This is a genomic window from Bacillus sp. SD088 (assembly GCF_017355205.1).
Classification (GTDB): Bacteria; Bacillota; Bacilli; order Bacillales; family Bacillaceae_C; genus Lederbergia.
In genome coordinates this window covers 1-14,184 of the sequence record NZ_JADIJK010000003.1, presented here as the reverse complement: position 1 = coordinate 14,184, position 14,184 = coordinate 1, and the positions used below count along the sequence as shown (strand labels likewise).

General features: G+C 39.1%; 13 protein-coding genes and 1 pseudogene. 9 read left to right on the top strand and 5 right to left on the bottom strand.

Annotated features, from left to right (window positions below; all coding sequences use genetic code 11):
- The first annotated feature begins 34 nt into the window (after positions 1 to 34).
- The gene (locus IPU53_RS03080; RefSeq protein WP_207447558.1) at positions 35 to 580 is read left to right on the top strand and encodes a GNAT family N-acetyltransferase; all 546 of its coding nucleotides are present in this window, start codon (positions 35 to 37) and stop codon (positions 578 to 580) included.
- 89 nt (positions 581 to 669) lie between these two features.
- Here the strand turns inward: IPU53_RS03080 and IPU53_RS03075 are convergent, their stop codons facing one another.
- Entirely contained in the window at positions 670 to 1,884 is a 1,215-nt protein-coding gene (locus IPU53_RS03075) for an MFS transporter (RefSeq protein WP_313886442.1), read from the bottom strand.
- A gap of 367 nt (positions 1,885 to 2,251) precedes the next feature.
- Positions 2,252 to 3,049 (bottom strand): AraC family transcriptional regulator, encoded by a 798-nt coding sequence (locus IPU53_RS03070; RefSeq protein WP_207447556.1) that lies wholly within the window; start codon positions 3,047 to 3,049, stop codon positions 2,252 to 2,254.
- Between the two features lie 226 nt (positions 3,050 to 3,275).
- Here IPU53_RS03070 and IPU53_RS03065 point away from each other — a divergent pair, with 226 nt between their 5' ends.
- From IPU53_RS03065 to IPU53_RS03055, 3 genes and pseudogenes are all read left to right on the top strand, one after another.
- Positions 3,276 to 3,938, top strand: a complete 663-nt coding sequence (locus IPU53_RS03065) for an FAD-dependent oxidoreductase (protein ID WP_207447554.1) — start codon at positions 3,276 to 3,278, stop codon at positions 3,936 to 3,938.
- Positions 3,848 to 5,143, top strand: a pseudogene (locus tag IPU53_RS03060) (FAD-dependent oxidoreductase); the annotation flags it as partial. The gene IPU53_RS03065 and the pseudogene IPU53_RS03060, both read left to right, overlap by 91 nt.
- Before the next feature lie 377 nt (positions 5,144 to 5,520).
- Positions 5,521 to 6,825, top strand: a complete 1,305-nt coding sequence (locus IPU53_RS03055; protein WP_207447550.1) for an ABC transporter substrate-binding protein — start codon at positions 5,521 to 5,523, stop codon at positions 6,823 to 6,825.
- A gap of 234 nt (positions 6,826 to 7,059) precedes the next feature.
- On the opposite strand, the gene IPU53_RS03050 is transcribed toward IPU53_RS03055, so the two are convergent.
- Positions 7,060 to 7,455 carry a kinase-associated lipoprotein B gene (locus IPU53_RS03050; RefSeq protein WP_207447541.1) on the bottom strand — a complete coding sequence of 132 codons (396 nt, stop codon included), beginning with the start codon at positions 7,453 to 7,455 and terminating at the stop codon, positions 7,060 to 7,062.
- Between the two features lie 300 nt (positions 7,456 to 7,755).
- Between IPU53_RS03050 and IPU53_RS03045 the strand changes: the two genes are divergently transcribed.
- From IPU53_RS03045 to IPU53_RS03035, 3 genes are all read left to right on the top strand, one after another.
- On the top strand, positions 7,756 to 8,346 hold the full coding sequence (locus IPU53_RS03045; RefSeq protein WP_207448048.1) for a peptidylprolyl isomerase: 591 nt from the start codon (positions 7,756 to 7,758) through the stop codon (positions 8,344 to 8,346).
- A gap of 109 nt (positions 8,347 to 8,455) precedes the next feature.
- Complete coding sequence (locus IPU53_RS03040; RefSeq protein ID WP_242698040.1) at positions 8,456 to 8,674, top strand: hypothetical protein; 219 nt, start codon at positions 8,456 to 8,458, stop codon at positions 8,672 to 8,674.
- Positions 8,675 to 9,219: 545 nt separating this feature from the next.
- The gene (locus IPU53_RS03035; RefSeq protein WP_396019890.1) at positions 9,220 to 9,759 is read left to right on the top strand and encodes a superoxide dismutase family protein; all 540 of its coding nucleotides are present in this window, start codon (positions 9,220 to 9,222) and stop codon (positions 9,757 to 9,759) included.
- 52 nt (positions 9,760 to 9,811) lie between these two features.
- Here IPU53_RS03035 and IPU53_RS03030 read toward each other — a convergent pair whose 3' ends face one another.
- Positions 9,812 to 10,975, bottom strand: coding sequence for a MalY/PatB family protein (locus IPU53_RS03030; RefSeq protein ID WP_207447534.1), 1,164 nt, complete (start codon positions 10,973 to 10,975; stop codon positions 9,812 to 9,814).
- A 67-nt stretch (positions 10,976 to 11,042) separates the two neighbouring features.
- Entirely contained in the window at positions 11,043 to 11,879 is an 837-nt protein-coding gene (locus IPU53_RS03025; RefSeq protein WP_207447532.1) for an alpha/beta fold hydrolase, read from the bottom strand.
- A 178-nt stretch (positions 11,880 to 12,057) separates the two neighbouring features.
- Here IPU53_RS03025 and yugI point away from each other — a divergent pair, with 178 nt between their 5' ends.
- Positions 12,058 to 12,447, top strand: a complete 390-nt coding sequence (gene yugI, locus IPU53_RS03020) for a S1 domain-containing post-transcriptional regulator GSP13 (protein ID WP_207447530.1) — start codon at positions 12,058 to 12,060, stop codon at positions 12,445 to 12,447.
- A gap of 494 nt (positions 12,448 to 12,941) precedes the next feature.
- Positions 12,942 to 14,184: Glu/Leu/Phe/Val family dehydrogenase (locus IPU53_RS03015; RefSeq protein WP_207447528.1), on the top strand; the 1,243-nt coding region annotated here is incomplete at its 3' end.

The window sequence follows — 14,184 nt, the reverse complement described above, 5'->3', positions numbered from 1 at the left end:
TTCAATTATAATAAATAATTATGGAGGGGAATCAATGATTAACATAAGGAGAGTAAAAAAAGAAGATTATCCAAATGGAAAAAAAGTAATTTATCAATATAGCTCCGATCAATATTATGATATATCTATAATGGAAAAAGAAAATGGATGGAGTTTTAACTTATCCGTAATGAATTTCAAAGAAAAATTCGAAAAATATGAGGAAGGCGACATTTTTGATGAGAGTTTACCTCAATTGGAATGTTATGCAGCGGAATTACATGGTGATGAGGTTGGGGTCATTAGTTTCAATCATGAAAAATGGAATAATGTGTTGAGGATACAGGATATTCATGTAAAGAAATCAATGAAAGCAAAGGGGATTGGTAGTAGGCTAATGAAATATGCAAAGAGACGTGGAAAAGAGATAGGAGTTAGAGCCATTGTCTTAGAGACGCAGACATCCAATTTTTCTGCAATAAAATTTTATAGGAAACATGGATTCAAACTAACTGGTTTTGACCTACTAAGTTATTCAAACAACGATATGGAAAAGAAAGAAGTGAGAATTGAGATGGGATATATTTTAGGGCAGAAATAAACTTTCTTCATAATGAATAAAAATGAAAGGGTGGATTTTTATGTTAGAACCAACATAATACAAAAAGACTCCCAGGAATCCTAGGAGTCTTACATACTTTCACTTAAATGCTTTTGTTGGTCGTGCCTAAAGCTTACAAATAGAAGAATAAACCCAACAAGGAATAAACCGCCAGTTACATAAAAGACGTTAGAAATTCCTCCGAATCCAGCAACAAATCCTCCTAAGGCAGGACCAATCACATTGCCTAAAAATCGAAAGCTTTGATTATATCCAAGCACTTCTCCTTGCATATCCAGCGGTGCTTCAAGGCGAATATAGGCCGTAATACAAGGAAGCATGCCTCCGACCGCCATACCATATAAAAACCTTAAAAGCACAAGCTGCCAGAGATCTGATACAAATGCTTGCGGAATAATCAAAATCGATGCGAGCACAAGCAAGATCAGTAACACTTTTTCAAATCCAATGGAATCTCCTAATTTTCCCCATTGACGGGTGAGCAGTAAATTTCCAAACCCTGTGGCCGAAAAAGCCATACCTGCAAGAAAGGCAACACTCGTTGCTTGGGTCAGTTCATTGACATACAACGCTAAAAGCGGTTGTATGCTGAAATTACCGATTTGGATTAGCAATGCAACAAGCATAACCATAATCAGCAATTTGCGACTGAAAATCAGTTTTATCACATCTTTACTAGTATGAGGTTTAAATTGCTTCCGTTCTTCCTCTGTTTGCTTGATCTCACGTATTCCAAAGAGAACAACAGTTGAAGCAATGGCTACACCGATTGCGGTAATGATAAAGGTATATTGGAAACCAAAGGTGTCCGCCATTAAACCTCCAAGCAAAGGACCAAAAAGGCTACCTGAAACATTCCCCATTTGCAATGTTCCAAGTGTTTTACCAGCTTCATTTTTGGGCGTCTGCTTCGAAATTAATGCTATGGACGTTGGAATAAAGCCTGTCACAATCCCCATAAACATCCGCAGAATAAAGAGTCCGAGCACATTACTTACAATTCCCATAATAAAAACGGATAAAGCAATTCCATATCCTGTAATAAGGAGAATCGGCTTAAATCCGTATTTATCCCCAATTTTCCCCCAGATAGGAGAAAATAAAAAGGCACTGATAAAGGTTACTCCAAAAACTAAACCAGCCCACCTTTGAACATATTCGTTGCTAAAATCTCCGAACGTTTCAATGTATAGGGAGATAAACGGTACAACCATTGTCATGCTTGCCGCAACTAAAAAATTACAAACCCACATGATTAGCAAATTACGCTTTGCAATACTAATAATAACACCTTCTTGATGATATTTATTTCGTAACACTAAATATTATTATAATCCAATCGTGAAATAATTCAATATGTCCGCCCTTTAAATGACCGATATGGAGAGGGGGAAAGCTAGCGACGAACAAGGGATTTTTGCTTTTTTTTAAAAAAATTAAAGCATACATATGGCTAATACTGGATCCAGCTTCAGGTGCCATCGGTGACCAGGACGGTGTGATTTTAGCCGCTGTTCTCTTTTCTAAAGGGGGATATGGAATTGCCATCGATAGAAATTCCATCAACATTAACCATTCATGAAAAAACTAAATAGAATTTATGGCACGGACACTCTTTTTTACATCTAACTACAAGTAGATGAATAGCCTCTAAAAACGATTGATTTTTCGGTAGTCAGAAGGTCGAACATTCATATGCTTATGGAAAATTCGACTGAGATAATAACCACTTTCATAACCACTTTCGTGAGCAATCGTCTCCAAATTCCAATTGGTTTCCAATAATAAGTTGGCCGCTTTTTCGATACGGATGGAAGTCAGATACTGCATGGGGGTCATATGATAAACATTTTTGAAGCGACGAGTCAATTGAACGGATGACATGTGGAATTTGCTGGCAACACGCTTGATTTCGATCGGTTGATGAGCATGATTTTCTAGATGAGCAAGGACTTGTTTCATTACAGGATCGTCCTGGTGTTTTTGTCCCTTTCTCTCGAAGACAGGTGGGTTGTAGTTGCTCATAATGATCCACATATCGTGAAAATAAATCTGTTTTAACGGAACCACATCAGAGAGGGGATGTAGTTTTCGGAGTTGCTGATAATTTTCAAATAAGCGTGTAGTAAGCGGAACAAATAATTTATGTTCATTTTGTCGCAACATTTCTTGCAAGAACCCCGTTTCATGATAAGGAAAATCAAAAACAATGGCATGAAAACTTAAAGGAGTTTCAGTTTTGCGGTGAAAAGCAACCCGTGGAGGACAAAACACAATGTCTCCCTTTTTTGCGTGTCCTGCGGATTTATCAATTTGGTATGTAAAATCCCCTTCTTCGATGGCGAATAACATCCACATGGAGTACGTATCTTGTTTTCGTAAAAAGTGTTTCTTTTTATTCCAAAATACATGTCTAATCAACTTTGGTAATGTTATCGAGTCCTTCATTTTACTCATCCTTTTTTGAAATTTTGGATATGACAAAATAAATTATGTGCATTTAAAAGTTTTTTAATTTCCTATATTCTGTTTATTAAGGAAATTTCTTCAAATTATATCATAATGAATTTGGCTTCGGTGGAAAGGAGTTGTCTTTCCAGAACTTAAAAGAGAAAGCGTTTTTAAAGCCTTCATTTTACTTCGTTAAACATTAATTTGAAAGGGGGAATGAAAGATGAAACATACAGACTTGTATTGTGATATATTAGTCGCTGGAGGTGGAGCAGCTGGAGTTCCAACGGCAATTGCAGCTGCACGAAACGGGGCTAAAGTGATCTTATGCCAAGATCGTTCTGTACTGGGAGGAAATGCTTCCAGTGAGGTGCGTATGCATATTGTTGGAGCTGATGCCAGTGGAAAACGGGGAAAAAAATTAGAAACGGAAGCAAGAGAAGGTGGGATTATTGAGGAAATTCGTTTAGAAACGGCTGTACGAAATCCTCAACGTTCACCCTCAATGTTGGATCTAATCTATTATGAAAAATGTCGTGAAAACGACAATTTAACCTTATTATTAAATACAGTCGTAACAGATGCTATAGCCGATCAAGGTATCATAAAACAGGTAATTGCGGAACGGCAATCTACAGAAGATATTTTTACAATTAAGGCCGCTATTTTTGTCGACTGTACAGGTGATGGACGCTTAGGAAGGAAGCGGGCGCATCTTATTTTTGGGGACGAGAGAGTAAGAAAACGCATAATGAAGAGTTCGCGAATGATGAAGGAGATAATTACCGGCAGGGTTCAAGCTTATTGTTTCAAGCAAGAGATATTGGTTACCCTGCAAAATTCCAGGCGCCAACATGGGCAAGAAAATTTACAGAAGAAGACCTAAAGTTGCGCCCTCATGCCTCAGCTGGTACGGATAGGGGACTAGAATATGGCTATTGGTGGGTAGAATGGGGCGGAACATTAGACACCATTAAAGACAATGAAACGATCCGCGATGAATTATTAGCCATCATGCTAGGCGTATGGGATCATATTAAAAATGAAGGCAATCATGGTGCCGATAATTGGGCATTAGAATGGTTTGGCTTTTTACCCGGAAAACGGGAAAGCCGCAGATTTAAGGGGATGCATGTTTTAACTCAAAACGATATAACAGACGCTAAACCTTTTAAAGATTCGATTGCTTATGGAGGATGGCCGATTGATTTACATCCCCCTGAAGGGATTGATGCAAGCGATATGAAACCAACGAATAGTATTCAAGTTCCACATTTATATGATATCCCTTTAAGTGCATGTATATCAAAAGACATTGAAAATTTAATGTTTGCTGGGCGTAATATTTCCGCTACACATGTGGCCTTTGCTTCAACTAGGGTCATGGCTACCTGTGCGGTAGTTGGACAGGGGGTTGGAACAGCTGCAGCGCATGCCGTGAAAAAGGAACTGACGCCACATAAGTTACTACTGGATCATCTGTCACTTTCGGCGATCCAACAAAATTTACTCAGAGATGATGCTTATCTCATTGGTGTCACTAATGAAGATACAAGCGATTATGCGAGAAAAGCTACTATTACCGCATCAAGCGAGAAGAATGATGGCCGCGCCTTAAATATTATTTCTGGACAGACGCGAGCTACTTTGGGTCCTAAAGGGGTTAAAGGAAGTAGAGGGATAGAAGGCACTAATCGTTGGATAAGTGCTGTCCCACCTGGAACAATGCCAGAGTGGATTGAATTAAGCTGGGATGATCCATTTCAACTTGGCGAAATCCGATTGGTCTTTGATAGTGGCCAACATCGAGTATTGACGCTTAGTCATTCAGATGATTATGTAAAGAAAATGAAATGGGGCGGTCCACAGCCAGAGATCGTGAAGCATTATACAATCGAGTGCGAGGTTGGTGGAAAGTGGCAAACACTGATTGAGGAAAAAGACAACTATCAACGACTACGTATCCACTCTGTCACAGGTGCTCCAGCTACAAATAAGCTACGAATAAATGTACATGAAACACATGGTTCCGAACTGGCTAGAATAAATGAAGTGAGAACTTATCCGGCACCAGAAGGAAACAACGCCTAACATACAAGAAAATGAATTGATTACATTAGAATCGAAAGTACAAATATGGGTTAGTCCCCCAAAAAGGAAATTATTTAACATGTTCATTCCCCTCTATGAAAACACTAGAGGATATGTCTAAACAAATATGGCTTTTTTGGGGGGTGACAACCTATATAGATTGAAGAACGATATATTCATAGAAGTAACCCCTCATCCAATAGAAGTGACGGTTAAACTTTTCATCATAAAGAAAAAAATGACACCGATGTCAAAAATCGGGAGATTAGCTAATTGACGACTTGATTGAGAGATATTCCTAAGGAAACAAAAATTGAATAGAAAGGAAGGTTTTCTAAATGAGATTTTGTAAGGGGTTTCTTAAAGGGGTAATGGGCATGACGACTATGATTTTGTTCGCATTTATTATAGCAGCTTGCTCAGGGCAAGTAGACTCTCCCTCGAATGAACGGGACGATGATGAAGAAGAGCAAGTGGAAGATGTTACTGTGACGATTATGACGCGTAGTTTTGATGACGAGCGTTTCGCGGAATTTATAAAAGAACCAGTTGAGGATAAGCTGCCACATATTACTATAGAGCGAATTGAGGATACGCCAATGGAGGATTTGATTTTAAACGATGCGGTACCGGATATTATTTGGATAGGCAATCAGGGCGGGATTTATTCCGATATAGTTGAATACGAGCTTGAAGTTGATTTGATTGAGTTGGCGGAGAAACATGATTTTGACTTGGATCGTATTGAACCAAGTATTCTTACCTCCTTCATTAACCAAGATCCGACGGGGGAAGGAAGATTACTGGCTATGCCTTATAATCGAGGGGTTCGAGCCCTGTATTACAATAAAGATATTTTTGACTTATTTGGGGAACCGTATCCTGAAGATGGGATGACATGGAAAGAGACATTGGAATTGGCCTATCGTCTTACAGGGACAAGGAACGGTGTGGATTACAAGGGGTTTACGTTTGATATGAGAGAGAAAGATACCGCCTCTCGACTTCCAATCCAACAACTGCCAATAAATTTTACAGATCCTGAAACGGGCGAATTGCTTTTTCAGGAGGATTCAATCTGGTCTGATATTGCTTCCCTGTATCAAGACTTTGTAAACATTCCGGGGAACTATCCATTTCCACCGTTCTATAAAGGGTTTATCGAGGAAGGGACAGTGGCTATGTCTCCATATTGGAATGCAATTACAACAGTGCATAATGATGGAAATATAAACTTTAATTTGACAACCTTCCCACTTTGGGATGGGCACCCGGAGTATGCACCGATTTCATGGAGCAATGCTTACGCGATTACCGCAACGAGTGAGCATCCAGATGAAGCGTTCGAAGTTTTAGCCTATATATTATCCGATGAGGCTCAAGAAATGCAATCAAGTAAATATGCTGTGGCCTCACCGTTAAAAGATCCAAAGATGCAGGAGGTATTTGGGGAGGAAGTAGAAGGGATGCAAGAATACAATACAGATGCATTTTTTAAATACCCACCTAACCCTGGACCGGAGAACGTCAGTCCGTACGATCGCTATTTAAATCTGAATACTCTAGTCGAGTCGATTGATTGGAGAGTTTTATTTGATGAGGATATGGATGTGAATTCATTTTTGCGCCAAGAGAAAGAGCGCTTAGATATTTTGATTCAAGAACGAATCAAGAGTGAATAGGGAGCAAATTAGGAGTGCGATGAAATAAGGCGATAGGAATAAAATCCTTATCGCCTTATTCTTCTTACTGTCATATTTATTACTGTCATATTTAAACTCTCTTTATTCCTTCACTAATTTAAAGCACCCCTTTGTGAGGACAAAAAAATCCTGCATCATCCCTTTAAATAACCCATAGGGAGATGGGGAAAGGGGTCTTTGTTTTTTTAAAAAGAAAAATGCCCGAGATTGGCATTAATCGAAGGTGATGGAGTACATCAAGGCGTATTCCTTGGCAATGCTGTCTAATGCTTTTAATGCGAGCTGATTATACGAATCATCTGCTTCAGCTTCGAGCTTTTCTTTTAATGCTTGGAATGCCTTCTTTAAAGAATCCTTATAGTCGGGAATATCCCCTTCATAAGGTTTGACAATTCGGGTCTGGACATTGGTTTGTTCGCGATAAGCTAACGCTTTGCGTTCATGAAAAAAAGGAACATCTGCTTGCAAGGGGTTATGTAAATCCCCTTGTCGAGGATGGTTCAATACCGCTAAAATTCGCACTGTTAGCATATCCTCTTGAACAGCTGTAATCTCCCCGATGTATTTTCCGGTTTTTTTATTGGTTACAATGATATCACCGATTTTCATCAACTAACTCCTTTCTCTGCTTTTATCTATTATCGGAGAAATGGCGTGAAAATGAAAGGGAGAGGTCTTTTATTCCCGGATAGCGTGAAATACTCTCGTATGGCGAAGAAATACTCTCGGATAGAAAAAAATACCCTCGTATAGCAGGATTTATTCCCTTTCACTGCTTGAATTCGATGTTCTAACCTCGAAATATTGCGATTTCCCTTGGAATCCTGTAAAGTTACTTCTGAAACGGAATGGATCCGTACATATTTCTTATTTTACAAAAAAGGAGATGCAGAAATGACCGAACAAAACATGTATCCACAGTTATCAACAGAGGTAGCGGAGGATGAAAAAGCAGTACAAATAAATACGAATGCAGGTTCAATTCGAATCAAGCTTTTTCCAAAGCAGGCACCAAAGGCAGTTGAAAACTTTGTTACCCATGCAAAAGAAGGATATTATAACGGTATTATTTTTCATCGCGTGATTCCTGATTTTATGATCCAAGGGGGCGACCCGACTGGTACTGGAGCCGGTGGAGAAAGTATCTATGGTGAAGCATTTGAAGATGAATTCACAATGGATTTGTTTAATCTTCGTGGAGCATTGTCCATGGCGAATGCGGGCCCTAATACAAACGGAAGCCAATTTTTTATTGTCCAGAACAATCAATTAGATCCAGGTTTTAAGCCGCAATTAGAAAAAGCAGGATTTCCAGAGGAGATCATTCAAGCTTATATAGAAAAAGGCGGTACTCCTCATTTAGATCATCGTCATACGGTCTTTGGCCATGTGCTTGAAGGATTGGATGTTGTTGATAAAATTGCCAACGTCGAAACACAGCCTGGTGACAAGCCAGTCGAAGATATTGTAATCGAAAGCATTGATATTATAAAAGAGTAAAACGAAGCCGTCAAATGGCGGTTTTCACATATTTGTCGAAGATGATCATTGGTTCTTGTCTATTTGCTTTGATATAATAGGATCATACTTATCAGAAAGGATGTTTCCTTTGTTATCAATTTTCCACATATTTGTGTTGAATATTATCCCAATGTATTTTCCAGAGGACAAAACAGAATATATTCCTGCCTTTATCCAATTAGCTCTTGTAGTCATTGTGGCGGGCTTAGTTGTTTTCTTTTTCAAAAAGATTTCCAAGAAACAAGAAGCAAAAGCGAAAGAACTAGAAGAGCGATTGAAGGAAGAGCAGGAAAACCAACATTCTTAAAATGAACTGCATCCCAAAATGTTAGAGTTACCTGACATTTTGGCGGTGCAGTTTTTTTATAAAAAGATAAGAAAGTATAAAGTTTTTCTTAGATTGCTTCAAGGCTGGGTAGTTGTTGTCAGCTTCAGGCGCCATCGACTCGAGGCTCGCAGGAGCGAGTCCATCGACGTTGCGCCAGGACGACGCGAACTTAGCCGATGTTCTGCTTAATACCCTGAACCTATAAAGGGAAAATGCACCCTTTATAGGTTCAGGAACATTTGCTTGTCGCCGATAGGTGGGCGCATTACGCTTTTCTTATAAGGTAAGAAAGTATAAATTTTGGCTAATGTTTTGATCTAGCTCCAGCGCCTAGCCCCTCGAGGTCAAATAACCTGAGCCAATAAAAGTCAAAACCGGACTTTTCTTGTCTCAGAACATTTGCTTGTCGGGGCTGAGCAAGGCGCTTACGCTTTTCTTAAGAAGAAAAATTCTCCCTAAAAGGATATTTCATTTTTGCTAAGGAAATAATGACGAACAATGACTTCTTTTTTGGAGGGATAGATGTGAAAAAAATTCTCCCTTTTTTGTTTTGTTTTCTGCTTGTTGCTTGTGAAAGTTCGACACCCCCTAAGAAGTTAGAGGTTGACGTGATCAATCGAGATGGTGATTCTTTAGGAAAAGTGACACTTGAAGAACAAGCAGATGGGATGAAGGTAAAGGTTGATTTAGAAGGACTTCCCCCTGGTGAACATGCGATGCATGTACATGATCAATGGAAATGTGAACCACCAGATTTTCTTTCAGCAGGTGATCATTTTAATCCAGATGATAAAGAACACGGTCTGTTGAATCCAGAAGGGCCGCATGCAGGCGATCTTCCCAATTTAATCGTAGAAGAGGATGGGAAGGCCGAAGTAGATTTTATGGCAAATGGATTGAAATTAACAGAAGGAAAAAACTCCCTTTATACAAAGGATGGCACTTCAATTGTTATCCATGAGGACGCGGATGATGGGGTGACCCAGCCAGCAGGGGATTCCGGCGAACGGATTGCTTGTGGTGAAATCACAAAAGATAAAAAGCCAGTGAAGGAAAAAGAATAGCATGATAAAGCACCCACGAAAATTGAAATGGGTGCTTTACTATGCGTTGTTATTATTGAAATGCTAATTTTAGTCTTTCCAGTCCTTCTTCTACAATCGAACGATGACAGGCGGGATTTAAGCGAATAAATCCTTCTCCGCCTTCTCCGTATGAAACACCAAAGTTTACGGCTAATTTTGCTTTACCTAAAAGGTTTTCCCTTAATTGTTTATCACTTAATCCTGTTTTTCGGCAATCAATCCATACAAGATAGCTACCCTCTGGTCTCATCACTTCAAGTTCTGGAAGAGAGCGTGATATTTCTTCATCAATAAGATTTATATTTTCTTCGATGTAAGCAATACATTCATTTAACCATTCTCCACCATCACGATAAGCGGCTTCCATCGCAATCATTCCGAATGTATTTAAGCTTGTAAGGTTTAATGTTTGTTGAATGATTGTCAACTTTTTGCGCATATCTTCATTCGGAGCCACGATAAAGGATGCCTGTAAACCAGCAAGGTTGAACGTTTTGCTTGGTGCCATAAACGTCACAATAAAGTCCTGATAAGACGGATCTAGTGAGGTTAATGCCCGGTGTTGATGCGGTGCAAACGTAATATCGGCATGAATCTCGTCTGCTGCGATCAGTACCCCATATTGCTTACAAAGCTCGGCTATTTTCGTTAATTCTTCTTTGCTCCATACACGTCCACCTGGGTTGTGAGGACTACATAATAGAAATAGTTTTACACCTGATTTTAATTTTTCTTCAAAATCCGCAAAATCAATTTCATAATGTCCATCAACCAATTGCAAAGGTGAATTAACCACTTCTCTCATATTGTTCTCAATCATATTGAAAAATGGTGTGTAGACAGGGGATTGCAGTAATACTTTATCTCCTACTTCGGTAAAAGCCTGAATCGCCATTCCGATTGAAGGAACAACACCAGGGCTGTATAAAATCCATTCAGGCTGGATTTCCCACCCATGTCGTTTATTCGTCCAATCAACGATCGCCCCCGCTGTGTTGACATTGGCAATTGTGTAGCCAAATACGCCGTGGTCGATTCTTTCTTTCAGCTTCTCGATCACAGCTACCGGTGGACTAAAATCCATATCTGCTACCCACATTGGCAGAAGTTCATTTTTTCCAAAGGCTAGCTTCATTCCATCCCATTTTAGGGAGGAGGTATTGATTCTATCGACTTTTTCACTTAGCTTGTACATTCCTTTTCCTCCTCAGCACACTTACGTCATCTCTATTCTAGCGATATTTAAATTAATTTTAAAGTATCTACTCAGAATATATGAAATCTCTTATATGCTGATAAACTTCAAATGGTTTTTCTTCTGGTAGCAAATGTCCTGTCTGAGGCAAAGAAATAAATTGTGAATGGGGTAAGTCTTGGGCCAATCTCTTCCCTGTCTGAAGCGGAACTACTCGGTCATTTTCACCCCAAATCAATAGGCTAGGAGCTTGAATGGTTTTCAAAATGTCGGTGGAAAGATCGCCTTCCCAATGCCGAATCATTTTTTTAAAAGCACGAAACATCATATCATCTTCAAAAGGCTCGGAATAGCCGCGAATCATTTCCTCATCAATCATATTTTGATCATATACGACATGGTGTAGATTTCCTAGCACTCCTGTTTTCCCAAGTTGATGCTTAATCACCTTTTCAAAGAAAGGGAAGTACGAAAAATAAGTGTAAGGTGGCTTAAGACGGGATAAATAGCCGGAGCTACAAAGAAAAACCCCTTTTTGGATACAATTAGATCTTTGATGCATCATATTAAGTATCAATTGACCCCCCATAGAATGGCCAACTCCGATAAAGGATGAATCCTGCAACTGATCCACTAAACACCAAAGAGTATAAGCGATATTTTGGTAAGAATAATGAAACGAAGACGATCTTCCACTTTTGCCAAATGGTGGAAAATCGACCACCACAACATGAAAGTCTTGAGCAAGAAGAGGCGCTAATTTCCGAAAGCTAAAAGTCGAAGATAGAAACCCATGAAGTAATAAAATTGTAGGAAGCTTAGGTTTGTGCTGATGATAGTAGCTTTCATAATAAAGATCAATCCCGTTTATCTGGGTGGAATGTGTAGAAAATATCGCAGTCATAGACTCACCTCTATTCTTATAGTTACCCGAAATAAAATGTTTAAACAGAGGTTTGAAAGAGAAAATAACGGGAATAGAAATTGGTAGGTATGGTTATGTTTTGATTTGGATTGGAATCTATGTTAAAATGTTTAATTGCGTAAAAAGAAGATATTATATAAAATTTGGGAGTGTTTCCATGACGACAAAATATGAACTAGGTACAGTATTGACAGGGAAAGTAACAGGTATTCAACCTTATGGCGCTTTTGTGGCATTAGATGATCAAACACAAGGGCTTGTCCATATTTCAGAAATTAAACATGGCTTTGTAAAAGATATTAATGAGTTTCTATCTATTGATGAAGAGGTGAATGTGAAGGTTCTTGAAGTGAACCCAGATAACGGTAAAATTAGCCTCTCTATTAAAGCTACAGAAGAGCCACCAGTTAAACAAAAAAATACGAAGCCAAGTAAACCAACAACCGAATCAACCATTGAAGCAAGTGGGGAAGGTTTCAATACATTAAAAGATAAACTACAAGAATGGATTAAGCAATCTGATAATAAAGATTTACTGAAGAAATAAGTAATAGCCGGAGGGTGTCTGATTGACAGGCATCCTCTTTTTAGGGTGTTGAAAAAGTGGTAGCTTCTTATTAAATCCTATGGAAAAGACCTATCCCAATACATGGAGAATATGGTAATATGAAGAGGCATAGCATTATGAATGAATAGGGAGGGGTAGGCGCATACAAATAAGATGGGAAGATGAACTAAAATAAAGGCTAACTTCATAAAATCGTGGCAGAAGGGGGAAAAATTGAATTCTTATTCTGTAAACGATAGAGGATTTTTTTAATATCTAACCTAATGCTATTGAAAAGCGAAAAAGTATTGGAAGCGTTCGCTTGGATCTATTCCATCTTTTATGTAAAATTAATAAATGTGTACCCTAACCATTTAATTATGAGTTTTTAGAAAAAGAATGTATTCCTTTGACCATATTGGTGGAAATTACAGGACAAACATGTTTGAATGTAAGATAAATTTGATTAATGAATAAAGAGGCGAAATAAAACGATGGTGGAAAATCTTAACTTATTTACATCAACTCAAGAGGTTATTAAAGATGGTCTCCACAAACTTGGCTTTGGCGAAGAAATGTATGAACTGTTGAAAGAGCCAATGAGAATGATGACTGTAAGAATTCCTGTTCGTATGGATGATGGTTCTGTTAAAGTTTTTACAGGATTTCGTGCCCAACATAATGATTCGGTAGGTCCTACGAAAGGGGGCGTCCGTTTTCATCCAGAGGTGAACGAAGAAGAAGTAAAAGCGATGTCGATGTGGATGACAATTAAATGCGGAATTGTGAATCTCCCATATGGTGGCGGGAAAGGCGGAATTATCTGTGATCCGCGTACCATGTCAATGAATGAAATTGAACGACTAAGTCGTGGATATGTTCGAGCGATTAGTCAAATTGTCGGACCAACGAAAGATATTCCTGCGCCCGATGTTTTTACCAACTCACAAATCATGGCTTGGATGATGGATGAATACAGCCATTTGCGTGAAAATGATTCTCCTGGCTTTATTACAGGTAAACCGATCGTGCTTGGAGGCTCTCAAGGAAGAGAGAAGGCTACAGCTCAAGGTGTAACTATTTGTATTGAAGAAGCAGCCAAAAAACGTGGCTTAAAAATAAAAGACACGCGCATCGTCATTCAAGGCTTTGGCAACGCAGGTAGCTTTCTCTCAAAGTTCCTTTATGATGCAGGGGCAAAAATTGTCGGGATTTCCGATGCATACGGGGCCCTGCATGATCCAGACGGGCTAGATATTGATTATTTACTTGATCGCCGTGATAGTTTCGGCACAGTCACAACCCTATTTGAAAATACAATTTCCAATAAAGAATTGTTTGAATTGGATTGCGATATTATTGTACCGGCAGCGGTGGCCAATCAAATCACAGCAGAAAATGCACCAAATATTAAAGCATCGATCGTGGTTGAAGCAGCAAACGGACCAACAACAGAGGAAGCAACCCGGATCTTAACAGATAAAGGGATTCTGCTTGTGCCTGACGTATTGGCCAGTTCAGGAGGAGTGACCGTTTCATACTTCGAATGGGTGCAAAATAATCAAGGGTATTATTGGACAGAAGAAGAAGTCAATGAAAAACTGACCGCCAAATTGGTAGAAGCATTTGAAAATGTCTACCACACAGCGGAAACTCGAAAAATCAATATGCGCTTAGCAGCCTATATGGTCGGACTCCGCAACACCGCCGAAGCCTCAAGATTCAGAGGCCGAGTGT